The 24,007-nt window shown below is 70.9% G+C and carries 20 protein-coding genes; 4 read left to right on the top strand and 16 right to left on the bottom strand.

Annotation, left to right across the window (positions count from 1 at the left end; all coding sequences use genetic code 11):
* Positions 1 to 23 precede the first annotated feature (23 nt).
* Genes OG611_RS22110 through OG611_RS22130 form a run of 5 tightly spaced genes read right to left on the bottom strand, consistent with a single transcriptional unit; the run spans position 24 to position 10,142 of the window.
* Positions 24 to 4,088, bottom strand: coding sequence for a hypothetical protein (locus tag OG611_RS22110; protein ID WP_266422845.1), 4,065 nt, complete (start codon positions 4,086 to 4,088; stop codon positions 24 to 26).
* A 9-nt stretch (positions 4,089 to 4,097) separates the two neighbouring features.
* Positions 4,098 to 4,967: a carbohydrate ABC transporter permease gene (locus tag OG611_RS22115; protein WP_266422847.1), complete on the bottom strand. Its 870-nt coding sequence runs from the start codon at positions 4,965 to 4,967 to the stop codon at positions 4,098 to 4,100.
* Positions 4,964 to 5,926, bottom strand: coding sequence for a carbohydrate ABC transporter permease (locus OG611_RS22120; protein ID WP_266422850.1), 963 nt, complete (start codon positions 5,924 to 5,926; stop codon positions 4,964 to 4,966). Before OG611_RS22120 ends, OG611_RS22115 begins: the two co-directional genes overlap by 4 nt.
* Positions 5,923 to 7,227, bottom strand: coding sequence for an extracellular solute-binding protein (locus tag OG611_RS22125; protein ID WP_266422852.1), 1,305 nt, complete (start codon positions 7,225 to 7,227; stop codon positions 5,923 to 5,925). The genes OG611_RS22120 and OG611_RS22125 overlap by 4 nt, the downstream gene beginning before the upstream one ends.
* Positions 7,224 to 10,142: an alpha-L-rhamnosidase gene (locus OG611_RS22130; RefSeq protein WP_266422855.1), complete on the bottom strand. Its 2,919-nt coding sequence runs from the start codon at positions 10,140 to 10,142 to the stop codon at positions 7,224 to 7,226. The genes OG611_RS22125 and OG611_RS22130 overlap by 4 nt, the downstream gene beginning before the upstream one ends.
* Positions 10,143 to 10,502: 360 nt before the next feature.
* On the opposite strand from OG611_RS22130, the gene OG611_RS22135 reads away from it, so the two are divergent.
* Positions 10,503 to 12,056 carry an alkaline phosphatase gene (locus OG611_RS22135; protein ID WP_266422858.1) on the top strand — a complete coding sequence of 518 codons (1,554 nt, stop codon included), beginning with the start codon at positions 10,503 to 10,505 and terminating at the stop codon, positions 12,054 to 12,056.
* A 47-nt stretch (positions 12,057 to 12,103) separates the two neighbouring features.
* Here OG611_RS22135 and OG611_RS22140 read toward each other — a convergent pair whose 3' ends face one another.
* The 6 genes from OG611_RS22140 to OG611_RS22165 form a co-directional block, all read right to left on the bottom strand.
* A complete protein-coding gene (locus OG611_RS22140) occupies positions 12,104 to 12,520 on the bottom strand; it encodes a cupredoxin domain-containing protein (RefSeq protein WP_266422860.1) in 417 nt (138 codons plus the stop codon).
* 193 nt (positions 12,521 to 12,713) lie between these two features.
* Complete coding sequence (locus OG611_RS22145; protein WP_107408259.1) at positions 12,714 to 12,872, bottom strand: hypothetical protein; 159 nt, start codon at positions 12,870 to 12,872, stop codon at positions 12,714 to 12,716.
* Between the two features lie 66 nt (positions 12,873 to 12,938).
* Positions 12,939 to 13,889: a cytochrome c oxidase assembly protein gene (locus OG611_RS22150; protein ID WP_266422867.1), complete on the bottom strand. Its 951-nt coding sequence runs from the start codon at positions 13,887 to 13,889 to the stop codon at positions 12,939 to 12,941.
* A 111-nt stretch (positions 13,890 to 14,000) separates the two neighbouring features.
* Entirely contained in the window at positions 14,001 to 15,029 is a 1,029-nt protein-coding gene (locus tag OG611_RS22155) for a 6-phosphofructokinase (RefSeq protein ID WP_266422869.1), read from the bottom strand.
* A 143-nt stretch (positions 15,030 to 15,172) separates the two neighbouring features.
* Positions 15,173 to 15,898, bottom strand: a complete 726-nt coding sequence (locus tag OG611_RS22160; protein WP_266422871.1) for a type 1 glutamine amidotransferase — start codon at positions 15,896 to 15,898, stop codon at positions 15,173 to 15,175.
* A 34-nt stretch (positions 15,899 to 15,932) separates the two neighbouring features.
* A complete protein-coding gene (locus OG611_RS22165) occupies positions 15,933 to 17,171 on the bottom strand; it encodes a MurT ligase domain-containing protein (RefSeq protein WP_072486330.1) in 1,239 nt (412 codons plus the stop codon).
* A 114-nt stretch (positions 17,172 to 17,285) separates the two neighbouring features.
* Between OG611_RS22165 and def the strand changes: the two genes are divergently transcribed.
* Positions 17,286 to 17,831, top strand: a complete 546-nt coding sequence (gene def, locus OG611_RS22170; RefSeq protein WP_266422875.1) for a peptide deformylase — start codon at positions 17,286 to 17,288, stop codon at positions 17,829 to 17,831.
* 30 nt (positions 17,832 to 17,861) lie between these two features.
* Here the strand turns inward: def and OG611_RS22175 are convergent, their stop codons facing one another.
* The gene (locus OG611_RS22175; protein ID WP_266422877.1) at positions 17,862 to 18,512 is read right to left on the bottom strand and encodes a TetR family transcriptional regulator; all 651 of its coding nucleotides are present in this window, start codon (positions 18,510 to 18,512) and stop codon (positions 17,862 to 17,864) included.
* A 174-nt stretch (positions 18,513 to 18,686) separates the two neighbouring features.
* On the opposite strand from OG611_RS22175, the gene OG611_RS22180 reads away from it, so the two are divergent.
* Positions 18,687 to 19,913 carry an acyl-CoA dehydrogenase family protein gene (locus OG611_RS22180; protein ID WP_266422879.1) on the top strand — a complete coding sequence of 409 codons (1,227 nt, stop codon included), beginning with the start codon at positions 18,687 to 18,689 and terminating at the stop codon, positions 19,911 to 19,913.
* 78 nt (positions 19,914 to 19,991) lie between these two features.
* On the opposite strand, the gene OG611_RS22185 is transcribed toward OG611_RS22180, so the two are convergent.
* The 3 genes from OG611_RS22185 to OG611_RS22195 all read right to left on the bottom strand — a co-directional run bounded on the left by OG611_RS22185 (position 19,992) and on the right by OG611_RS22195 (position 21,877).
* Complete coding sequence (locus tag OG611_RS22185) at positions 19,992 to 20,480, bottom strand: glutathione peroxidase (RefSeq protein WP_266422882.1); 489 nt, start codon at positions 20,478 to 20,480, stop codon at positions 19,992 to 19,994.
* Positions 20,481 to 20,712: 232 nt separating this feature from the next.
* A complete protein-coding gene (locus OG611_RS22190) occupies positions 20,713 to 21,255 on the bottom strand; it encodes an N-acetyltransferase (RefSeq protein ID WP_266422885.1) in 543 nt (180 codons plus the stop codon).
* Between the two features lie 40 nt (positions 21,256 to 21,295).
* On the bottom strand, positions 21,296 to 21,877 hold the full coding sequence (locus OG611_RS22195; protein ID WP_266422887.1) for a helix-turn-helix domain-containing protein: 582 nt from the start codon (positions 21,875 to 21,877) through the stop codon (positions 21,296 to 21,298).
* A 157-nt stretch (positions 21,878 to 22,034) separates the two neighbouring features.
* Here OG611_RS22195 and OG611_RS22200 point away from each other — a divergent pair, with 157 nt between their 5' ends.
* Positions 22,035 to 22,487 carry a hypothetical protein gene (locus OG611_RS22200; RefSeq protein WP_266422890.1) on the top strand — a complete coding sequence of 151 codons (453 nt, stop codon included), beginning with the start codon at positions 22,035 to 22,037 and terminating at the stop codon, positions 22,485 to 22,487.
* A gap of 18 nt (positions 22,488 to 22,505) precedes the next feature.
* On the opposite strand, the gene OG611_RS22205 is transcribed toward OG611_RS22200, so the two are convergent.
* Positions 22,506 to 23,840: a chloride channel protein gene (locus OG611_RS22205; RefSeq protein WP_266422892.1), complete on the bottom strand. Its 1,335-nt coding sequence runs from the start codon at positions 23,838 to 23,840 to the stop codon at positions 22,506 to 22,508.
* Positions 23,841 to 24,007 lie beyond the last annotated feature (167 nt).

Below are 24,007 nucleotides of genomic sequence, written 5' to 3' on the forward strand. Positions count from 1 at the left end.
CCCGTCCCGTCACACCCGCCCCGTCACACCCGCCCGGTCCGCAGCCGTACGGGACCCAGCAGGCCGCTGACACGCTGCCCGGGAAAGACGAAGTGGGTCGGGCTCGTCGCGTCCAGGTGGGGCGCCAGTGTCCCGAACACGGTGATCTCCACGGCATTGGTCCCGGGCACGACCAGACCTGTCAGGTCGAAGACGTACGGGGAGCACACCCGCACCCCCGCGGCGACGCCGCCGACCCGTACCTCCGCCGTTCCCCGGACCCGCCCGAGGTCCAGCCACACCTGTCCCGCGACGACCTCGGCGGGCACGGTCACCTCACGGCCGTACCGCACTCCGCCGCTGTACTCGGCGAGGCCCTGGTCCTCCCAGTCACCGAGCCGGATCCGCCCGGGGCCGACCGTGCAGCGCACCGGACCCGCCAGCGCGGCACCACCCTCGTACCCGGGGCGGGTCCGGACCCGCAGCGCGGCGGCCCGCGGCCCGCCGCGATCACCGGGCGGCAGCTCGACCGTCACGGTACGCACCCCCCGGGCGTCGACGGTGGTCACGCCGGGGTATTCGGAGCCGTCCACGTGGACGGTGACGTCGCCGTGCACAGAAGCCGTCAACCGTCTGGTTCCGGGCGGGAGTTCGCACCACAGCCACTCCACGCCGCCCCGGCGCCCCGGGACCGCGAACCGCAGCGGAACCACCGTGCCGTCATCGGCCTCCGGGTCCAGCCACGCGGCACCCGGCAGCGGATGAGGACGGCGGCGCAGACACAGGGCGGCGGGATCACCCACCGGCTCCCGGCGCACCCGGACCGGCCCGCGCCCCCGCGCCCCCTCGCCCCACCAGCGGGAGTCGCTGTGCAGCGTCGCGACGCACTCGCCGTGTTCGTCGTGGAGAACCGCGTCCACCAGGACCGTACGCTCGCCGTCGCCGGACGTCTCGACCGTGATGTCGTTGTCGCCGACACGCAGCGCCGCAGCCACGTCGTGCCGTCGGACACGCGGCACCGCGTGCTCGGCGTACGGGTCGAATCCACCCTGCCTGCCGATGAGTTGTCCGTTCACCCGCAGTGCGCAAGGCACCCGGGAAGCCACTTGGACGACAGCCCGGTCGGGGAGCGCGGAGAGGTGCAGGGTGGTGCCCATCGTCCCGGGCGCGTGGATCCACTCCGGGCGCCGGTAGCCTTCGGGATCACGAACGAGCGCGAAATGCGCCCGCAGGTCGCAGTGGTGATTGGGTGTCAGTTCCAGTTCGAGCAGGTGGGGTCCGGCCGTTGCCCGCACCGGGCCCATCGCGAGATGGCCCTCGTCGTGGAGAGCCACCGACGCGCCGTCGATCCGGGCCCGCTTGGCCGCCGCGGCCCCGATCGCGAGATGTCCGTCAAAGGCCTCGTCCAGGTGCAGTGCCACGCGCAGCCGCACCACCTCTCCGGCGACCGCGTGGCCGAGGTGCGCGAACTCCTCGGGCACATGCCCCTTCGGCCCCAGAACCGCGCGATGCACCGGGTCCTTGTACACGCCCAGGGTCTCGGACCATTCGAGCACCGAGGGGCCGCCTCGGTCGGGCCCCTCGCGGAGCACGACCGCGCGCGGGCCGAACGTCGCGTGGACCGTGGCGCACGCCGGACGACCGGGGCCGGAGGGCGCGGCCCAGCCGTCCCGGAGACCGTCCTCACCGACCGCCTCCACCCGGTGCCGGAAGGTCCGGCACTCGGTGACGGCCGTGCCGGTGGGCGGCCCGGTCGCGGGGCGGTCGAAATCGCCCCAGGTGTTGTCGAGCGTCGGGACGAGCACCATGTCCCACTCCGCGTCCGGGGGAACCTCCACGACGGTGCCGACACCCGGCCGGGAGCCGCGCGCCACGGGTGCGGCCGGTTCCCGGTCGCGGTCCGGGAAGACCAGTACGGCCGCGGGGCCCGTGTCGAAGGGGACATCGACCTCGACGGCCCGCGCGTCGTCGTCTGCGGGCAGTACCGGCAGCGTCCGCGGAGCACCGCCGAACGGGTCCACCAGAACGGCCGGGCCCGGAACGTCCCGGACCCGCACCCGGGCCCGTCGCGCGTAGCGGCCCGGGTCGAAGTCGTAGCGGGCGTCCAGCCAGCCCAGGGCGGCGCCCCGCTCGTCGGGGGCGGCGACGGACGCACGGGTCGCCCGCGGGGCGGCCGCGGTCAGGAACACCACCGTGGCGCCGTCCACCCGACGCGCGAGAGAGGGAACCGGTGCGCGGACGACCGGGTGCGCACCGCCGAGAGCGGCGGCGAGCGGATCGGCCGGGTCGTCCGTCATGGGGATGTGCACGGCCCGGCCGTCCGCGAAGCACTCCCGCAGCCCGGCCTCCGTGGCCGTGCCGGGGCCGACGAGCTGCTCGGGGAGGTCGCCCAGTGAGATCAACCGCCCACCGGTGGAGGCGAATTCGACGAGCCGCTGCGCCGTCTCCCGTTCGAGCACGGTGCACGAGGGCAGCACGATCGTGGCGTACGCCTCGTCCGCGACCCGCAGTCGTACGCCGTCGTCGAGCCGGGAGACCCGGGCGCGGGCCAGGGAGGCGTCGTCGATGACGTCGGCGTCGAGGCCCAGACGGTCCATGACGCCGGGCCGGGTGCGGAACCAGGCCATGTCCCCGACGAGTTCGAGATACACCGACTGGGCGCGCCTCGCCGCGTCGGTGACGCCGTCCAGGGCGGTGCCCGCCTGGGCGGTGGTGGTGGGCAGCAGGATCGCGATGTCGCAGAGATGGTGACCGAGGCTCAGGATCGCGCACAGCCGGGTCACGGCATCGGCGAAGACGTGGTGGTGTCGCCAGTACGGCTGGCGCCAGTCGGTCGCGGGCGGAGCCCATTCCCACCAGCCGCCCTTGGTCGTGTAGTACACGGCGTGCGGGTTGTAGAGCGTGGCGCCGGCGCGGAGCCATGGGAGCAGCCAGTCGAAGGTCTCCTCCAGGGTGCCGCCCCAGCCGGTGGAGTGGAAGGCCTCGACCCAGGTGCGGGGGCGGCCGTAGAGGTGGGCGAGCGAGGAGTGGATGCGGGCGTCCCCGTGGTGGTCGGAGCCGGGGGCCGAGAACCAGCGGTGCGTTCGCGCGTAGTCGGCGTACAGCTCCACGCCCGCGACCGGGTGTCCGGCGCGGGCGGGGTCCTGCTGGTCGCAGCCGATGAGCAGCCCGTGGCGCTCGTGCCAGGCGGCCAGCGGCCGGAAGAACGCGTCCTCGGCCAGTTCGGCCCGGGTCAGGTGGTAGTCGCGGCGGATCCGGTGGACGTCCGGATCCGCGCAGTCGTCGTACAGGGCGTCGAGCCGCTCGGCGATGTCGTACCCGCGAAGGCGCCGGAAGGCGTCGGCGAAGCCGGTGGACCAGGTGGGCAGGGACGGCAGTTCGTCCTGGAACGAGCCGGCGACGACGGATCCGAGCCGGTCACCGAGTCGGCGCTCGAACTCCCCGTGCACCCGGTCCAGCAGCGCCGCACAGGCGTCGGCGCCGAGGTAGTCGAAGCCGAGCGCGACATGGTGATGGAGCGTCAGACGCCAGCGGCCGGAGCCGGGCGCCCGTACGACCCCGTCGGTCACCGTCACCGTCACCGGGACCGCCGGACCGGAGCTCCGGCCGTCGTCGTCGAGCGGTTCGGCGCTGCCCGCGAGCGGCCGGCAGTGCGGCGGGCACCGCAGTTCGCCGGCCCGGTCCGCCGAGGACTCCACCACGGCCTGCACGCGGTCGAGCCGACGGCCGGCGTGGGCGGGGCACTCGTCGACGAGGCGTGCCTGCAGATCGGCGCCGGAGAAGCCGAGCTGGTCGTAGAACCAGAGGGCGACCCCCAGTTCACCCGCGTCGTCGCACACCCCGTCGAGCAGCGCCCACCACGCGTCGGACAGAAACGGCGGGTCGTCGGCATCGGAGCCGAACAGCGGCCCCGACGGTGCCAGATTGAGGAGCACGAGGTTGTGCACCCCACCCTGCGCGAAGCGCTCCAGCTGCGCACGCAGCCGGGCCCGGTCGAGCCGCTCCCCGCTCCACCACCAGATGGCGACGGGCGAGAAGGCACGCGGGGGCGTGGCGAGGACCGCCGCGATGCCCGGCGGGAGGAGCGGTCCGTCCTCCGGGTGTGTCATGAGAGCTCCTCAGCCCTTGAGACCGCCCGCGAAGCCCTTGATCACATACCGCTGGAGGACCACGAAGACGATCAGGATCGGCAGCGCCGCGAGCACCAGCCCGGCGAAGACGAGGCCGTAGTCCGAGACGTACTGGCCGACGAACGCGAAGATGCCCACCGGCACGGTCTCCTTGTCGGAGCCGCCCAGGTACAGCAGCGGGGTGAAGAAGTCGTTCCAGATGAACACCGCGTTCAGGATGATCACGGTGCCGGTGATGGGGCGCAGCAGCGGGAACACGATCCGGGCGAACGCCTGCCGGTGGTTGCAGCCGTCGATCAGCGCGGCCTGCGCGTAGTCCTGCGGCAGAGCACGGATGAAACCGGTGTACAGGAAGACGGTGAACGGCAGTTGGATGCCGGTGTAGAAGAGCACCATGCCCTGGTACGTGCCGAGCCAGCCGAGGTCGTCGACGAGTTTGTAGAGCGGGATCATGCCGAGCTGGAACGGCAGCACGATGCCCAGCAGGAACAGGATGTACAGCCCGTAGCCCAGGCCGCGGGCGCGCCGCGCGAGGTAGTAGGCCCCCGTGGAACCGAGGACGATGAGCAGCAGCAGACTGACGACGGTGATGACCGTGCTGTTGAGCAGGGCGGGCCCCAGCGACGCGGAGGACCAGGCGTCGCCGAAGTTGCCGAAGGTGGGCGGCGAGGGCAGCGAGAGGGGCGATTCGGAGATCTGCCGGGGGTCCTTCATCGCCAGGGTGATCAGGGCGTACACCGGGAACAGGAAGACGACGGCGACGGCGATCATGACCAGTTCCAGGGCGTACTGCCCGTACCGCGGCCCGCGGCGCCCACGTCCCGGTTTCGCCGGTCCGCGGACCGTTGCGATGCTCACGCGGTGACCTCCCTCGCACGCAGATATCGGAGCTGGACCAGGGAGACCGCGGCGACGAACAGCGCGAGGACCAGGGCCACGGCGGTGCTGTAGCCGAACTTCCCGTAGACGAACGCTTCCTTGTACAGGACGGTCGACAGCGTCTCGCTGGAGGTGCCGGGGCCGCCGTTCGTCGCGGCGTAGACCTGGTCGAAGAGTTTGAGACCTCCGATGGTCGACAGCATCAGGTTGATCGTCAGCGCCGGGGCCAGGAGCGGCCAGGTGACATAGCGGAAGCGCTGCCAGGAACCCGCCCCGTCGATCCGCGCGGCCTCGTGGAGTTCGGCGGGCACGCCCTGGAGCCCGGCCAGGAAGACGACCATCGAGTAGCCGGCGTACTGCCACACGACCATCGCCGCGACGGACCACAGGGCGAGCGAGGGATTCCCGAGCCAGTCCTGACGCAGTCCGCCGAGTCCGACCGCGCCGAGGAGACCGTTGAGACCGGCGCCGTTCTCGGGGTTGTAGACGTACTTCCAGAGGATCGCGACCATGACGGGGCTGACCACGGCCGGTGCGAAGAAGATCAGCCGCAGCACCGCGCGGGACTTGATGTTGGTGTGGACACCGAGCGCGAGCAGCAGGCCGATGCCGTTCTGGACGACGACCACGGCGATGGTGAGGAGCAGGGTGTTGCCGACGGACTCCAGGGCCCGGCCGTCGTCGAGCAGGGTGCGGAAGTTCTCCGTACCGGTGAAGGAGAAGCCGCCGATGCCGGACCAGTCGGTGAAGGCGTACATCACCCCGGCGAGGCTCGGATAGAGCACGACGATGCCGTAGACGACGAGCGCCGGTACGACGAAGAGCCAGGGCGGGACGGTGTGGTCGCGGCGCCGCACCGGCCGCTCGCGACCGGCCCGCGGACCGTCCCCGGACCGGTCGGCCGTGCCCGGGACGGTCTTCTCCGAGATGCTCGTCACGACTTCTTCCCGTAGGCCTCGTCCATCTGCCTCAGGGCGCCGTCCACGTCCTTCTTGCCCGCGAGGAGGTTCTGCACGGCGGCGAAATGGGCCGGCTGCACCTCGGCATTGGGCCAGCTCTGGTCCATGAAGGGGACGGCCCGGTTGTCGTCGATGAGAGGCAGGAAGCCGTCGAGGACCGGGTCGGTCTTCGTCGAGGCGCCGCGCTTGAACGGGATCGCGGCCACGGACTGCGCCCAGCGGTCGACGTTCTCCTGCTTCCCGAGGAATTCGATGAACGCCTTCGCCCCGGCCGACTTCCTGGACCGGGCGGAGACCCCGAGTCCGACGACGATGCCCGCCGGGATCCACAGATTCGCGGCGTCGTCACCACCGGGGAAGGGGAACATGCCCAGGTCCTCCGGATTCCGGGCGGCCTGGCGGAAGTTGGCGAGCACGGCGGACACCTGGACGGCCATCGCCGCCTTGCCGCTCGCGACCATCGAGGTCTGCTGCTCGTACGTCGTTCCGTTGGGGTTCTCGTTGAAGAAGCCCCGGCGCTGCAGCTCCTGGTACTTGCCCATCGCGTCGGCCCACCCGGAGCCGCGGAAGTGAGCCTTTCCGGAGGCCATCTCGGCGTCGAATCCGGGGTTCTTCGCATAGACGGCGTTGGGGACCAGCGCGTAGGTGATCAGCTGAGTGACCCAGGGCGTCTGCGTGCCGAGCGCGATCGGGATGATGCCCTTGGCCTTCAATTTCGCGCAGACATCGAGGAGTTCGCTCCATGTCTTCGGCGGCTCGACCCCGGCCTCGGCGAAGGCCTTCTTGTTGTGGATGGCGCCGATGACGCTGCTTCCCGCCGAATACAGATACGTTTTTCCCTGATGCCGGTACGCCGGGTGGAAGTTCGCCGGGACCTCCTTGGTCCAGGACTGCTCGCTGAGGTCGGCGAGCAGCCCGGCCTTGGCCAGCTCGACCATGGACATGGCACTGCCGCTGCCGGGATAGAGCACATGCACATCGGGGGCGTTGCCACCGGCGAGCTGGGTGCGCACCACCGTCTGCACCTGGTCCGTGGGCGCGAAGGAGGTGGCGAACTCGTCGTCGGGCCGGGACTTGCGGTAGAGGGCGACGAGCTCCTCTATCGGCTTCTGCTGGTCGGCGACGCCGACGACGCGCAGCTTGCCGGAACCGCCGGAATCGGAGCAGGCCGTCAGCACGGGCGGAAGGGCGGCGAGCGCCGCGACCCCGCCGCCGATCCGGAGGAAACCCCGGCGGCCGACCGTGCTGCGGTCCGGCCGGAAGCGAGAACCCGTCGTCATGGTGTGTCCTCCTCGTGCGAACGGGCGAACGATGGTTTCGCCGCCGCTTCTGATGTGCGTCGGCTCGGGGTGGGCGACGGCCGCGGCCGGTCCGCCTCGGGCGTTCCGGCATGGCCGTCCACCGGGGGATGGGCCGCAGTGAATCGGTAGGCGCCCGAGGACACCCGGTAGAGCACGTGGTCGGCGGCGGTCGAGACCGGAGTGATGTGGCGGTCGTCGGCGCTCGGCACCACGCCCGATTCGCGGACCGAGGCGGGGTCCGTGGTGGGCAGGTACACATCGGCGGTGGCGCCGGGCGGCACCAGGACGCGCAGGGCGATCCGGCCGCCGTGCCGCTCCCAGGTCACCGCGACGGTGCCGCGGACCGACTCGTGGCGGGCGCTCGCGTGGCGGAGGCCGCCGGGGCGCGGCCGGATCCGCAGCCGCCGGTATCCCGTGGAGTCCGGCGCCTGGTCCAGGCCGGCGACACCGCGGTAGAGCCACTCGCCGACCGAGCCGAGCGCGTAGTGGTTGAAGGAGTTCATCGACGGCGCCCGGAATCCGGTGCCGGGGGTCCACCCGTCCCAGCGTTCCCAGATCGTGGTGGCGCCGTGCCGCAGCGGAAACCGCCACGACGGCACCTCGTCGCGGAGCAGGAGCGCATGGGCGAGGTCGGCCCGGCCGTGGGCGTCGAGGACGGGCGCGGCGAGCGCCACCCCGAGGAAACCGGTCAGCAGGGCGGGTCCGGCCGACTCGATGAGTTCGGCGAGACGGCGGGCGGCGGCGCAGACGAGCCCGGCGGGCAGCAGCTCGAAGGCGAGCGCGACGAGATACCCGGTCTGGGTGTCGCCCGCGACGCGTACGGAAAGGCCGTCCGCGGCCTCCTCGGAGGTGACGAAGCGCTCGGTGAACGTGCGACGGATGTCGTCCGCCAGCCGGTGGTAGCGCTGCCCGACGTCCTTGTGCCCCAGGACCTCGGCGGCCTGTGCGGTGAGACGGGCACTCTGCGCGAAGTAGGCGGTGGCCATGACCTCACGGGGGGTGGGGGTGCCGGGCGCGAGCCAGTCGGAGAAGTGCGGTCCCACCCGATGGCGCCAGACCAGATCGGGATTGTGGCGGTGGATCAGATCGACCCAGGCGCACATGCCCTCCAGCGACCGGGCGAGGAAGCGGGGGTCGTCGTAGACGCGGTACAGATGCCAGGGGACGATCACCCCCGCGTCCGCCCAGCCGGGCGCGCCCTCGTCGGCGACTCCCACGAGGCGCGGGGCGACATTGGTGAAGCCGCCGTCGGGGGTGCGGGCGTCATCGACGTCGCGCAGCCACTTGGTGAAGAACGCGGCGACGTCGGCGTTGAGCGCGGCCGTGGGGAGGAAGACCTGCGCGTCGGCCAGCCAGCCGAGCCGCTCGTCGCGCTGCGGACAGTCCGTGGGCACACTCACGAAGTTCGAGCGCTGTCCCCACACCACACAGTCATGGAGCCGCCTCAGCTCCGCGTCCGAACAGTCGAACTGCCCGGCCCACGGCGTGTCGCTGTGCAGCGCCACGGCGACGACATCGGACTCGGCCAGCTCCGGGACGCCGCTGATCTCCGCGTACCGGAACCCGTGATAGGTGAAGCGCGGCTCGAACACGATGTGCTCGCGGCCGTCCCCGACGAGCACATCGGTCGCGGCAGCGGTGCGCAGATTGGCCGTGTACAGCCGCCGCGACCCGTCCAGCACCTCGGCGTGCCGGATCACCACCCGTGCCCCGGCCGCGAGGCGACGGACGCTCAGCCGTACGCGGCCGGCGAGGTTCTGGCCGAAGTCGACGACGTGGGTGCCGGGGGAGACACGTTCGACCGAGCACGGGCGCAGCTCGGTCATCGCCCGCACGGGCTCGTCGACGGATGCCACGAGGAGGCGGTGATCGGTGTCCGTGATCAGGGCCGGGGGCCAGCCGGAGTCGTCGAAGCCGGGGAGTTCCCAGCCGTCGGCGGTGTGTCGGAGGTCATGGCACTCGCCCATCAGTAGATCCGCGTGGCGGACGACTCCCGTGCCGGTGCGCCACGTGTCGTCGGTGACGACCGCGGAGCTCCGGCCGTCCGGCCCGGTCAGGTGGAGTTCGGCCAGGAACTGGGGGGACGAGCCGTAGTGGGCTCCGGCCCTGCGCGGTTCGAAGCCGACGAATCCGCTCCACCAGCCATCGGCGACGGTGGCCGCGAGGACGTTCTCGCCGTCACGCACCGCCTCGGTGACGTCGTACGTCTGGTACTGGACGCGGTGGTGGTAGTCGGTCCAGCCGGGCGCGAGTTCGGCGTCGCCGACCCGTACGCCGTTGAGCCGGACCTCGTACAGGCCGCGCGCGCTGACATGGAGCCGGGCACGGGTGACGGCCGATGCGGTGAAGGTCCGGCGCAGGACGGGGCACGGGGCGAGCCCGTGGTCGTCGAGGGCGAACTCGCCCTCGGTGGGCGCGTCCATGACGTCGACCGGACGCGGGTCGTGGGTGATCCACGAAGCCCGCCACTCACCCGCGTGGGTGAAAGCGGTCTCGAACCACGAGGTGGCCTCGGCGGGCACGTCCGACCCGGCCGGCCATACGGAGACCCGCCAGTGGAAGCGCGTACGGCCCGGGAGCGCCGGCCCCGCGTAGTCGACGGCCGTCGCGCCGGGATCGGCCACCCGGCCGGTTTCCCAGAGGATTTGACCGCCGCCGTCCAGATCCTCGGCACGCTCGGCGACACGGACCCGGTACGCCACCGGGTCGTCGCCGCGGCGGTCGGAGGCCAGCCGCCAGGAGAGCCGGGGAGCGGGTTCGTCGATCCCCAGCGGGGTGGTGCGGTGCTCGCATCGCAGAGCGTACGGCCGCAGCTTCCGGGCATCCGGCCGACCGGTCGCCGTCCCTTCGGCGGGGCGGCGGGCGGGTACATCCGTTGCCGGGGAACCGGACACGAGCACGTCCTTCCGTCGCACCGAATTTCCCGATGTGAAATCTAACGTTAATTCTGTGGCGTGGAGACTATGAGCCGCCCTGAGGGGTGTCAAGGGTGTTGCCGACCTGTCCTCGGGCGCCCGGGAAGATGGTTGATGTCTCCTCAACTAACCGCTTGTGAACGGCAATGTGACCACCCGCGGGTGGTCTTGTGGCGTGTGATTCCTCTGTGATATCCACGCTGTGATTACCACATGGACGGGCGTGAAATCACGCGCCGATCCCACCTCGTACCGGACGGAATTCCGTTCGACGAAGGGACGAGTTTCATGCAAATGAACAGTGGGTCAGGTGGTACCGGAGAGATCGGAAGACGGGTGATGCTCGGCGGAACGGTCGGTATGGCCCTGGCCGCGGCGGGCCTGTCGGCAGGCCGGGCCTGGGGTGACGCGCCCTTCCACGAGGATCCGTTCACCCTGGGGGTGGCGTCCGGCGATCCGTGGCCGGACGGGGTCGTACTGTGGACCCGCCTCGCTCCCCAGCCCCTCGCGCCCGATGGAAACGGAGGCATGCCGCCGTACGCCGTCGACGTGCAGTGGGAGGTCGCCCGCGACGACCGCTTCCGCTCCGTCGTACGCCGGGGACGGACCCGCGCGGTGCCCGAACTCGCCCACTCCGTCCACGTCGAGGTCTCCGGACTCCAGCCGGACCGGCACTACTACTACCGCTTCCGCGCCGGCGGTGCGCTCAGTCCCGTCGGGCGCACCCGCACCGCGCCCCCGCCGCACAGCCGGCCCAGGGAGCTGGACTTCGCCTTCGTCTCCTGCCAGGCGTGGTTCGAGGGCTTCTACACCGCCTACCGGCACCTCGCCGAGGAGGACGTCGATCTGGTCCTGCACCTCGGCGACTACATCTACGAGAACGCCATCGACGCCATGGGCGGCGTACGCAACGTCCCGGTCGCCGCCGAGCTGCGTCCCGAGCCGATGAACCTCGTCCAGTACCGCAACCGCCACGCCCTCCACCGCTTCGACCCCGACCTCATCGCCGCCCACCAGACCCACCCGTTCGCCCTCGTCTGGGACGACCACGAGGTCGAGGACAACTGGGCGCGCGACAAGTCCAAGGCCGACAACGAGCCCGACCAGGACCCGGCGGTCTTCCGCGAGCGCGCGGCGGCCGCCTTCCAGGCGTACTACGAGCATCTGCCGCTGCGGCTGCCGAACAAGCCGAACGGCTTCGAGGCCCGGATGTACCGCCGTCTGCGCTACGGGCGGATGGCCACCTTCCACATCCTCGACACCCGGCTCTTCCGCGACGACCAGCCCTGCGGCGACGGCACCAAGAGCGGCTGCGACGAACGGCTGACGCCCGGCCGCACCATCCTCGGCCCCGAGCAGGAGCAGTGGCTGTACCGAGGCCTCGGACGCTCCGACACGACGTGGAACATGATCTCCCAGCAGATCCCCGTGGCCCAGGTCGACACCGATCCCGGCCCCGGCCAGGCATTCGTGATGGACTTCTGGGACGGCTACGTGGACGCCCGCCAACGGCTGTTCAAGGAGATCACCGACCGCAGCGTGAGCAACCCCGTCGTCCTCACCGGCGACATGCACCGCCACCTCGCCGCCGATCTGAAGCAGAACTTCGACGACCCGGGATCACCCACGCTCGGCGTCGAGTTCGTCGGTTCGTCCATCTCCACCACCAAGGACGGGATGGACCTGGACCCCTCCGGTGCCAAGCTGCTCGCGGCCAACGAGCACATCAAGTTCACCAACTTCCAGCGCGGCTATGTGCGCTGCGCGCTGACCCGGGAGAGCTGCCGCGCCGATTTCCGGGTCCTCCCGTACGTCACCACCCCCGGCGCACCCGTTTCGACCCGGACCTCGTACGTGACGGAGGCCGGCCGGCCGGGTCTCCAGCAGGCCTGAGCACATCAGGGAGGCGGCGCCCCGCAAACGGGCGCCGCCGACGTGGCTCACCGGACGGTGAGCGACCCCTTCATGTACGGGTGAATCGTGCAGATGAACGGGTACGAGCCCGCCTTGTCCGGGGCCGTGAACGTGACCGTCTGCCCCGGCGCCACATTGCCGGTGTCGAAGACCTTGTTGCCGGTGGCGGTCAGGGTGTGGGCCGCGGAGTCCTTGTTGACCACGGTGATCAGCGTCCCCGGCGCGACCGTGGGACGGGCCGGCTCGAACGCGAAGTCCTTGATCGTGATCACCACCTTGCCGACCGGGGAGGAGGAGACCGAAGCGGCCGGTGAGACGGACGACGGTGGTGTGGCACTGGAGGACGGCGAACTGCCGCCGCCACTGTTCGAGCACCCGCCCGCGGTGGCGGCGAACAGTCCCGCCGCGATCACCGCGGCTGCCGTTCTCGCACGGTTCCCCATCAAGAGCTCCTCGGGTCGGGCCGCCGGTCCGACGGCACTGTGGCCCGAACGTTAGGAGCTCCGCGACCCGGCAACGGGCAGGCGCTCGGATTCGACCCGCGGGTCGAATCCGTCCGGCGTACCCGCCGTCGGCAGCCGGTACACCGGACCCCGCCGCAGTTCCCGGGGCCGGGACGCGCACGTCTGCCCGGGGTCAGGATTCGCGCGTCGCCGCCATCCCCAGGGTGATCAGACCGAGCACCACCCAGCCGAACCAGAGCCAGCCGCTGCTCCCCAGCGCCACCGTGTAGGCGGTGACGACGACCAGGGCCGTCAGCGTGAGCACTCCCATGGCCTTCGTGGATCCGGACATGCCCGCACCCTCCTCGTCGGCCGTGCGGCCGTGGATGCCATCGTCACCCCGGAGGCATGCCCACCGCTACTGCCCGCGCGCCTGCAATGAGGCGAGATAGGCGTTGTACGCCTGGAGCTCCTGGTCACCGTCCCGGTCGGCCGCACGGTCGGAGCGCTTCGCCGTCCGCTGCTCGGAGCGGTACCACTGGAAGACCAGCGCGATCAGCACCAGCACCGACGGGATCTCGCTGAAGGCCCAGGCGATACCGCCTGCCCAGCCCTGGTCGCTCAGCGCGTCGATGCCCAGCGAGGCCGGCGGATGCTTGTACGTCCCCACCATCGGCGTCGTCGCCATCATCAGCGCGATACCGAAGAACGCGTGGAACGGCATCCCGGCGAACAGCTCCAGCATCCGCATCACGTAGCCGGGCCGGTGCGGTCCCGGATCGATGCCCATGATCGGCCAGAAGAACACCAGACCGACCGCGAGGAAGTGCACCATCATCGCGATGTGACCGGTCTTCGAGCCCATCAGGAAGTCGAAGAGCGGGGTGAAGTACAGCCCGTACAGGCTGGCGATGAAGATCGGGATCGTGAAGGCCGGATGCGTGATGATCCTCATGTACCGGCTGTGCAGCAGCTTGAGCAGCAGCTCGCGCGGACCGGTGCGGCCACGGCCCGCGACCGGCAGCGCACGCAGCGCCAGGGTCACCGGAGCGCCCAGCAGCAGCAGGATCGGCGACAGCATGCTGATCACCATGTGCTGCACCATGTGCACGCTGAACATGACCATGCCGTAGTCGTTGAGCTTGGTGCACATCACCAGTGCGATGCTCAGCACGCCGACGACGAAGAACACGGTCCGGCCGACCGGCCAGCCGTCCCCGCGTCTGCGCAGCCGCAGCACGGCGTACGCGTACAGGCCGATGCCGAGAAGGCAGCCGATGAGGAAGAACGGGTCCGCGGAGAATTGGAGCCCACGTCCCAGCGTGAACGGCGGCAGATCCATGTTCATGCCGTGCCCGCTGTGATCCATCTGTTCACTCCCGCCGGGGGTGTCCCCGATTCGTTCCGGTTGTCCCGACCAGAGTAGAACTGCCCCCGGCCGCGGTTGCGGCCGGGGGCAGTTCATCGGACAGGGTGTCGCTCAGAGCACGCACTCCGCCTCGGCGTACCGCTCGGCCGGAACGGTCTTCAGCGTCTCCACGGCCTCGCCCAGCGGCACCATCACGATGTCCGTGCCGCGCAGCGCCGTCATCATGCCGAATTCGCCGCGGTGCGCGGCCTCCACCGCGTGCCAGCCGAAGCGGGTGGCGAGCACCCGGTCGTACGCGGTCGGCGTGCCGCCGCGCTGCACATGGCCGAGGATCACCGGGCGGGCCTCCTTGCCGAGGCGCTGCTCCAGCTCGCTGGAGAGCTGCGTGGCCATGCCGGCGAACCGCTCGTGCCCGTAGATGTCCTTGGTGCCCTGCTCGATCTCCATGGACGAGCCCTCGCGAGGCTTGGCGCCCTCGGCGACGACGACGATCGCGAACTTCTTGCCGGCCGAGAAACGCCTGCCGACCACCTCGGTCAGCTCGTCGATGTCGAAGGGACGCTCCGGCACGACGATGGCGTGGGCGCCGGCCGCCATGCCCGAGTGCAGGGCGATCCAGCCGGTGTGGCGGCCCATGACCTCGACGATCAGCACCCGCTGGTGCGATTCGGCGGTCGTCTTGAGCCGGTCGAGCGCCTCGGTCGCGACACCGACGGCGGTGTCGAAGCCGAAGGTCACATCCGTGGAGGCGATGTCGTTGTCGATGGTCTTCGGAACGCCGACGATCGGCAGACCCGCCTCGGAGAGCAGGTTGGCCGCCTTCAGCGTGCCCTCGCCCCCGATCGGGATGATCGCGTCGAGACCGAGGTCGGAGACATGGCCCCTGGCCTGTTCCACGCCGCCCCGCAGATGGGCGGGCTGGACCCGGGAGGAGCCGAGGATCGTGCCGCCCCGGGCGAGGATGCCGCCGACCGCGTCGAGGTCGAGCTTGCGGTAGTCGCATTCGAGGAGGCCCTTCCACCCGTCGTGGAAGCCGATGACCTCGTCGCCGTGGTCGACCACCGCGCGGTGCACGACGGAACGGATGACGGCGTTGAGGCCGGGGCAGTCGCCGCCGGAGGTGAGCACACCAATTCGCATTGCCCGGGAAACCTTTGCAACGTGGGCCGACGACCGGACCACGTCGTCCGGTTGGATCCCCGCCACCCTACCGGCGCAGGGTGGCGGGACCGAACCGGGCGTCCGCCTGCTGGACTCCGCTCAGACGAGCGAAAACCCCCTCATCAGGCGGGCTGTGTCGCCGACGCGATGCGCTCGGCGCGCAGCGCCTCGTACCAGCGGTCGTCCGTCGGCGGCAGGGCGTTCACATCGAGGGCCAGCTTCAGCAGCAGGTCCGCGATGTGCGGGTTGCGCGCCATCACGGGGCCGTGCATGTACGTACCGAAGACGGTGTCGTTGTACGCGCCCTCGGTGCCGTCACCGGTGCCGTTGCCCCGGCCGAACTGCACCTGGGCGAACGGCCGTGCCGTCGGGCCGAGATGGGTGACGCCCTGGTGGTTCTCGAACCCGGTCAGCGGCGGCAGGCCGAGGCGCGGGTCGATGTCGGCCAGTACGTCACCGACGCACCGGGCCCCCTCGCCGCGGGTGGAGACCACGTCGAGCAGCCCGAGACCGGCCTCGCGCTCACCGAGGTCGTTGATGAACTCGTGGCCGAGGATCTGGTAGCCGGCGCAGACCGAGAAGATGATCGCGCCGTTCGAGGCGGCCCGGCTGAGCCCGCCGTCGCGGCGCAGCCGCTCCGCGGCGAGACGCTGCGGCCGGTCCTCGCCGCCGCCGATCAGATAGATGTCGCCGGACGTCGGGACCGGCTGGTCGCTGCGCACGTCGACGCGCTGCACGTCGAGACCGCGCTGCCGGGCCCGGCGCTCCACCACCAGCGCGTTGCCCTGGTCGCCGTAGGTGCTGAGGAGGTCGGGGTAGACCCAGACCAGACGCAGACCGTTGCTCATGCTTCGTCCTCTCCGGAGGTGGCCGGGGCCGGGGTCAGTTGCCGACACGACGGCGCAGATCCTGGAAGGCGGTGTAGTTGGCGATGACCTCGATACGGCCGGGCGGGGCCTGCTGCACGGCCTCGTCGAGGTTCTCGCAGACCCGGAAGTCGAGACCGGCCACTTCGAGGCGGACGGCCAGGTCCAGCTTGCGGTCGCCGAGCACGAAGATCGGGTGACCGGCGAGCTGGGTGTAGTCCACGTCCCACAGCCAGGAGGTGTCCGTGCCGTCCGCGCCGCGCGCGTTGACGGAGAGGATCACCGGCGTGGGCGGCGGGTCGATCAGGGAAAACGTTTCGAGCCAGCCCGCCGGGTTCTTCGCCAGCAGCAGCCGCAGCTCACGGCCGAGGAAGGAGACCACGTCGTAGCGGCCCGCGACGGCCTGCACCTGGTACATGCGCTCCAGCGCGACCTGCGGCGGCACACCGAAGACGGCGGCCACGGCGGCGGAGCTGGTGGCGTTGGCCTTGTTGGCGCGGCCGGGCAGCTGGAGGTGGATCGGCCATGCCGAACCGTGTGGGTCCAGGACGTAGTCGCCGTGCAGGACCCAGCTGGGAGCGGGCCGGCGGAATCCGCACTCGCCGCAGAACCAGTCGTCGCCGGGGCGCTGCATCACACCGCCACAGGCGGGGCAGGACCAGGCGTCGTCCTTCCACGCCTGGCCCGCCGCGACCCACACCACATTGGGGGAGGAGGACGCCGCCCAGACGATCAGCGGGTCGTCGGCGTTCGCGACGATCACGGCCTTCGAGCCGGACAGCCCCTCACGCCACTTCTCCGCCAGCATCCGGGTCTCCGCCGCGCGGTCCAGCTGGTCGCGGGAGAGGTTGAGCAGCGCGATCACCTTGGGCGTCGTGTCGCGTGCGACCCCGGCGAGGTACTTCTCGTCGACCTCGATCACGCCGTACTGCGCGTCCGAGCCGCCCGCCAGCGCCGAGGTGATGCCCGCCGGCATGTTCGCGCCGAGCGCGTTCGACACCACCGGGCCCGCGGCCCGCAGTGCCTCGGCGATCAGCCGGGTGGTGGTCGTCTTGCCGTTCGTCGCCGACACGAGGATCACGTCCAGGTGCTGCGCCAGCCGCCCCAGCAGGTCGGGGTCGAGCTTGAGCGCCACCCGGCCGCCGATCACCGATCCGCTGCCGCGCCCTGCGGCGCGTGACACCGCCGCCGCGGCCTTGCCCGCCGTCACGGCCAGCTTGGCCCGCGGCGACAGCGGCTCCGTGTTGCCTGCCATCGTCCTAGATCCTCCTTGCATCGGTCCACGCCCAGCCTATCGATGTCCGGCGCGGCGACCGCACCCTGGCACCGCCGGGAAGGTGGAGGTCGCGTGGAACGTACGATTGCGGCCATGCGAAACCGCCCCATCCCCGGCAGTTCCGGACTGATTCGTGCCATGAGCCTGCTCGGTGATCCGGTGCTGCACGGGACCTGTGAACCCGTCACGGACTTCGGTCCCTCGCTCGCCCGTCTCGTCGAGGACATGTACGCCACGATGTACGCGGCCGAGGGCGTCGGCCTCGCGGCCAACCAGATCGGCGTTCCGCTGCGCGTGTTCGTCTACGACTGCCCGGACGACGACGACATCCGTCACCTCGGTCATCTCGTCAACCCGAGGCTCGTCGAGGCCGACGGCATCACCGTACGCGGTCCGGAGGGTTGTCTTTCGCTGCCCGGCATCGAAGCGGGTACCCCGCGGTTCGACCGTGCCGTCGTCGAGGGTCTCACGGTCGACGGCGAGCCGGTCCGGGTCACCGGCACCGGCTTCTTCGCGCGTTGCCTCCAGCACGAGTGTGACCATCTCGAAGGCGCGGTCTACACGGACCTGTTGACCGGGTTGCGCCGCGCCAGGGCGCTGCGCGCGGCCCGCCGGGCGCCCTGGGCGCGCACCGGCTGACCGCTCCCGTAGCCTGCGTGTCGGGGGGCCTCAGAATCCGGGGCCGCCCGGCCGGTCGCCCGCGGCGGCCAGCCTGCCCCACAGCAGATCGGCCAGGCTGCTCACCAACTGTTCGCGGGAGCAGGGGCGTTCACCGAGCCACCAGTCGCCCGCGGCGTGCATCATGCCGACGATGCCGTGGCCCCAGATGCGGGCCATGGCATCGCTGTCCGGTCCCAGGTCCACCCGCTCGGCTATCACCAGGGCGAGTTCCTCGCCGAGCCGGCGCAGCAGCGGCGCCGAGTGCCGTCCGACGTCGAAGCCCTGCTCCGTCGAGGGCGCCGCGTCGTCGGACGGGTGCATCAGGAAGCGGTAGACCTGCGGGCGGGCCTCGATCGCCGCGAGATAGGTGTCGAGCGTCGACTCGACGCGCCGGCGGCGCTCGGCGGGGGCGTCGAGGGCGGCGCGCAGGGCGATCAGCAGCGCGTCGGTGTGGCGCTTGGCCAGGGCGCGGTAGAGGCCGCCCTTGTCGCCGAAGTGCCGGTAGAGGATGGGCTTGGTGATTCCGGCCTCCGCCGCGATGGCGTTCATCGAGGCCTTCGGCCCGTCTCTGAGCACCACGCGGTCGGCGGCTTCGAGCAGCTCGCGGCGGCGGCTCTCGGCCGCTGTCCGCTGGCGCTCTGCCTGTCGTGTGCTCTCCATGTCGCCTCTCCCCGCCCCTGGCCGTGCAAATGCGTCCTGCCTGCGCAACGTAACACCCTGCCCAGCGCGGCGCGGATCCGAACCTGGGCGGTTGACAGAGGCTACTTGTCGGTAACAGACTGCGGTTACCGCAAGTAACGAGTGGTTTTCTCACAGCAGTACGTGGAGGGGAACATGGCGGAGTTCACGCTCGAACTCAACGATGACCAGAAGCAGGTCCGTGACTGGCTTCACGGCTTCGCCGCGGATGTGATCCGTCCGGCGGCTTCGGAGTGGGACGAGCGTGAGGAAACGCCCTGGCCCGTCATCCAGGAGGCGGCCAAGGTCGGCATCTACTCCCTCGACTTCTACGCCCAGCAGTTCTTCGACCCGACGGGGCTCGGCATCCCGATGGCGATGGAGGAGCTCTTCTGGGGGGACGCGGGCATCGCCCTGTCCATCGTCGGTACGGGCCTGGCGGCCGTGGGCGTCCTCGCCAACGGCACCGAGGAGCAGATCGGGACCTGGATCCCGCAGATGTACGGCGACGCCGACGACGTCAAGGTCGCGGCCTTCTGCTCCTCCGAGCCGGACGCGGGTTCCGACGTCGCCTCGATGCGTACCCGCGCGGTGTACGACCAGGCCAAGGACGAGTGGGTGCTGAACGGCACCAAGACCTGGGCGACCAACGGCGGCATCGCCAACGTCCATGTCGTCGTCGCCGTGGTCGACCCGGAGCTGGGGTCCAAGGGGCACGCCTCGTTCATCGTGCCGCCGGACACCCCCGGCCTCTCCCAGGGCCAGAAGTTCAAGAAGCACGGCATCCGCGCCTCGCACACCGCCGAGGTCGTCCTGGAGGACGTCCGGGTCCCCGGCCACTGTCTGCTCGGGGGCAAGGAGAAGCTCGACCAGCGCCTGGCGCGGGCCCGCGAGCGCGCCGCCTCCGGTGGCGAGCGGGTGAAGAACGCCGCGATGGCCACCTTCGAGGCGTCCCGCCCGGCGGTCGGCGCCATGGCGGTCGGCACCGCCCGTGCGGCGTACGAGGTGGCGCTGGACTACGCGAAGACCCGCACCCAGTTCGGCCGCCCGATCATCGACAACCAGGGCATCGCCTTCCAGCTCGCGGACATGCGTACGCAGATCGACGCGGCCCGGCTGCTGGTCTGGCGCGCCTCGTGGATGGCGACCGTCGGCAAGCCGTTCACCTCGGCCGAGGGCTCCATGTCCAAGCTGTACGCGAGCGAGACGGCGAAGAAGGTCACCGCCCAGGCCGTCCAGATCCTCGGCGGCAACGGCTTCACCCGTGAGTACCCGGTGGAGCGGATGCACCGCGACGCGGCGATCTACACGATCTTCGAGGGCACGAGCGAGATCCAGCGCCTGGTCATCGCCCGCACCCTGTCGGGCATGCCGATCCGCTGAGACCGTCCCGCCGGGGCTGCCCCCGGACGCCGGACGGGCCGAAACGCAGGCCCGTCCGGCGTCCGGGGGCGCGGTACGTCAGGCCGGCAGGTGGGACTCGATGGCCGCGACGAGCTCGGGCGCCTCCGGCTCGACGCGCGGGCGCAGACGCGCGACCACCTCGCCCGTCGGGGAGATGAGGAACTTCTCGAAGTTCCACTGGACGTCACCGGCCTCGCCGTCCGCGTCCGCCAGCTGAGCCAGCTCGGCGTAGAGCGGATGGCGCCCTTCGCCGTTCACGTCGGTCTTCTCCAACAGCGGGAAGCTGACACCGTACGTCGTCGAGCAGAAGGTCCGGATCTCCTCCGCGCTTCCCGGCTCCTGGCCGGCGAACTGGTTGCACGGCACGCCGAGCACGGTGAAGCCACGGTCCGCGTACTCGTTCTGGAGCTTCACCAGGCCCGCGTACTGCGGGGTGAGTCCGCACTTGGACGCGACATTCACCAACAGGACCACCCGGCCGCTGTAGTCGGCCAGGGAGGTGGGCTCGCCGGTGAGAGTGCGCAGGGGGATGTCGTGCAGCGTCATGAGGGTCTCCTCGTAGATGTGACTTCCGCAGCCATTGTCACGCCCGGACCCGGTCCGTACGAAGCCGGTCGTCCGGCCGTCCGGAGCTCGCGCACGCCACCGACCTGCGGGAGTCCCGCCATCGCGTCGAAGGCGGCATGACCCCGATGAGCGACCTGTGTGCGGTATGCGCCTCGTGTCGAACTCCTGTGCCTCGCCCAGGAGATCGGTAGGAGGCCGGGCGCCTGCTTCGTCACAGGGGAGGCGCCGTGTGCGCGGAGCCGATCGCCTTGTAGTAGAGCGTCGTCGGCTTCAGGACCCCGGCCGGGTCTCCGGCGTAGTCCGGGATCGAGCCGCACTCCGTCCAGCCCGCCGAACGGTAGAGCCGCTCGGCCGGACTTCCGGTCTCGGTGTCCAGGACCAGCAGTGTGACGCCCGCTCCGGCGGCCGACCGTTCGGCGGCGTCGAGCAGTGACCGGCCGAGGCCCCGGCCGCGGGCCGACGGACGCACCATCAGCTTGGCCACCTCCGCGCGGTGGCGGGCGTTGGGCAGTTGGGCCCGGACCAGGCCGATGGTTCCGGCGACCCGTTCCGCGTCGCGGGCGATCCAGACCTGAAGCAGGCCGGCGTCGACGGCCCCGGCCCTCTCCCGCCACCAGGCGGCGGCCACGTCACGGTCCAGCGGCGCGAGGTAGCCCACCGACGATCCGCCGTTCACGGTCTCCACCAGGAGGGCGGCCAACTCATCGGCGTAGGTGACCAGTTCGGGGCCGTGCGCGGGGACGATCTCGGTCATGTACGGAGTCCTTTCGCGGCCATCGTGGCGTTCGCGGCTGTCATGGAAGAACGATCATCAGGGCATAGCGGACCGGCTCCGGTCCCGGACAGTGGAAGTGCGAGGGCCCGCGCAGCCGGAACCGAAGGCAGTCGCCGCTGCGCACGGTGTGCGCGGTACCGCCGACGGTGATCTCGACCGTTCCTTCCAGCACCCAGACATGCTGCTCCACGCCGGACACCGGTGCGTTCTCGTACGCGATGGCGGCCCCCGCGTCGAGGGTCCCCTCGATGACCTCCGCGCGCAGACCGGTGTGCGGAGGCGACACCGAGCGGCGTACGAAGCCCGATGCCTCGTCCCGCCAGACCGGTTGCCGTGCGGCGGGGACGAGTTGCGGGGGTTCCGCCTCCACCTCCAGCAGCAGCCGGGACATCGTCCGTTCGTAGACCGTGCACAACTTGCCGAGCAGGGTGGCGGTCGGGCTCAACTCGCCGCGCTCCAGCCGGGACAGCGTGGAGCGGCTCACCCCGCTGCGTCGCGAGAGTTCGTCCAGCGACCAGCCGCGTTCGGTACGCAGTTCGCCCAGCCGCGCGGCGAGCCGGGCATCGACGGAGCCGGGCTCCGCCTCTTCGGTTTCTCTCACGATGGAGATGCTATCCCTGGACGGAGACGGATCGTGTCATGGTGGCCCCCGAAGCGGCTGTTCTGCCGACAGGGTGCCGACATGGCAGGCTTGTTCGGGGAGGGCCCGGTGGCCCACTCGGGTCTGCCGGGTTGCTCTGCTACCAGAGGAGGCCGCAATGGCCAGTACCGCCAACGGGCCGAGAGTGGCGCCCGACGCCACACCGAGTTCGCACCACCCCTTCCGGCACGGCTGGACCGCCTTCGCGGCGGTGCTGATGATCTTCGGCGGAGCGATGGCGATCTTCGAAGGAATCGCAGCCATCGCCAAGAGCGACGTGTTCATCGCCACGCGCAACTATGTGTTCCAGTTCAACCTCACCGGCTGGGGCTGGATCCACCTCGTGATCGGCATCGTCATCGTTCTCGCCGGCTGCGCGCTGTTCACCGGAGCCGAATGGGCACGCGTGGTGGGCATCGTGCTCGCGGGCCTGGGCGCACTCGCCAACTTCCTCTGGCTGCCCCACTACCCGCTCTGGTCCATCGTGCTCATCGCCATCGACGTCTTCATCATCTGGGCGCTGTGTGCGGATCTGCAGTGGGAGAAGCCGCAGTGGGAGAAGAAGGCCTGAGGTCACGGCAGGGGCCCGTCATCCTCGATCCGGCCGGGCGACGGCGGGGGGCGGCGCGAGCCTGAGCGTGACGACGTAGGAGACCACGACCGAGACGATCACGAGCGGCATGACGGTGAGGCCCTCGGACCCCAGCAGCAGCGTCGCCAGCAGCACCGACGTCATCGGGAGCTTGAGCATCGCCACGCACATGGCGCCGATGCCCATCGCGAAGCCCGACGTGAGGCCCAGTCCCGGGAGATGGGACAGGGCGATACCGCCCGCCGCTCCCACGAACATCGCCGGGAAGACGGGGCCTCCCCGGAAGCTGCTCAAGGACGCGCAGTACGCCATCGCCTTGCAGAGGACCAGCACCACAAGCGTGCCCACCGGGTATCCTGCGCTCCCGGCCAGCAGCGGATCGAGGGCGTTCTCCCCGGAGTACAGCACCCCGGACGCGTCCCTTCCGGTGCTCTCCGCGTACACGAGGGCGGCCACGCCGACGACCAGGCCCATGACGACGGTGGCCACCACGGTCCGCCGCTCCACCCGTTCCTGGAGGAACCGGGCGAGCCGCTGGACGCCCGTGCCGACCAGGGCCGCGGCCAGGCCCACGACGAGTGCCCAGCCGAACTGCGCGATGTCGGGTCCCGGTGCCCGGGGCACATGATGGAGTGCCAGGGAGTACGTCCCGCGCCCGGTCCACGAGCCGAGTCCGGTGAAGATGAGCGCGCCGACGCCGGACGCCAGCAGACCCGGCACCAGGACCATCCCGAGCATCATCCCGGCCAGTCCCGAGGCCTCCATCAGGAGAAAGGCACCCAGGAGCGGCGACCCCAGCAGCGCGCTGATGGCAGCGAAGCTTCCCGCGGCTCCCAGCACGGCACTCGCGCCCGGCTCGATGTCGGGCCTGACCAGGCGCGCCGCGTACACGGCCAGTCCGCCGCCGAGCGCGATGAGCGGCGCCTCGGGACCGAGCACCGCTCCGACGCCCAGTGACGCGAGCGCCGCCATGACGACGCCGGGCAGTTCCGCCGCCGAGGGCGCCCCCGTGCTCACCATCCCGTCGGCGGGCCGGTGACCGCCCTTCCCAGGCAGGTGGCGGATGGTCAGCCCGACCAGCAGGCCCGCCACGGCGAGCAGCGGCACCGGCCACCAGGACGGCGTACCGGTGAAACCGAGTGCTCGGGGCAGGTCGTGGTAGGTCAGCGACTGGAGTTCGTGGACGAGCGCGAGGAAACCGAACGCCACCGCCGAGACCGGGACTCCGATGCCCGCCGCCATCACGAGGAGCAGGGCGTAACCACGGGTGCGGATCAGCGCGAAGGGGTCCGCTGCCGCCGTGGCGGGTGGTGCGGCGGGCTCGGTCGACATGGTCGTTGTCTCCTCGGCGTCACAACCCGTCCGGAACACACTGTCCCGCAAGCGTCCACAAGGAGTTAGCACAATGCACGGTTGCCGCCGTGATGTACCCGCTGGGCGCGTGCGGTGATTCCCGTACTGCCATTCCTCCGGACCAGCGGACGGGCCGGCTTCCCGGG

It is taken from the genome of Streptomyces sp. NBC_01363, assembly GCF_026340595.1.
Lineage (GTDB): Bacteria > Actinomycetota > Actinomycetes > Streptomycetales > Streptomycetaceae > Streptomyces.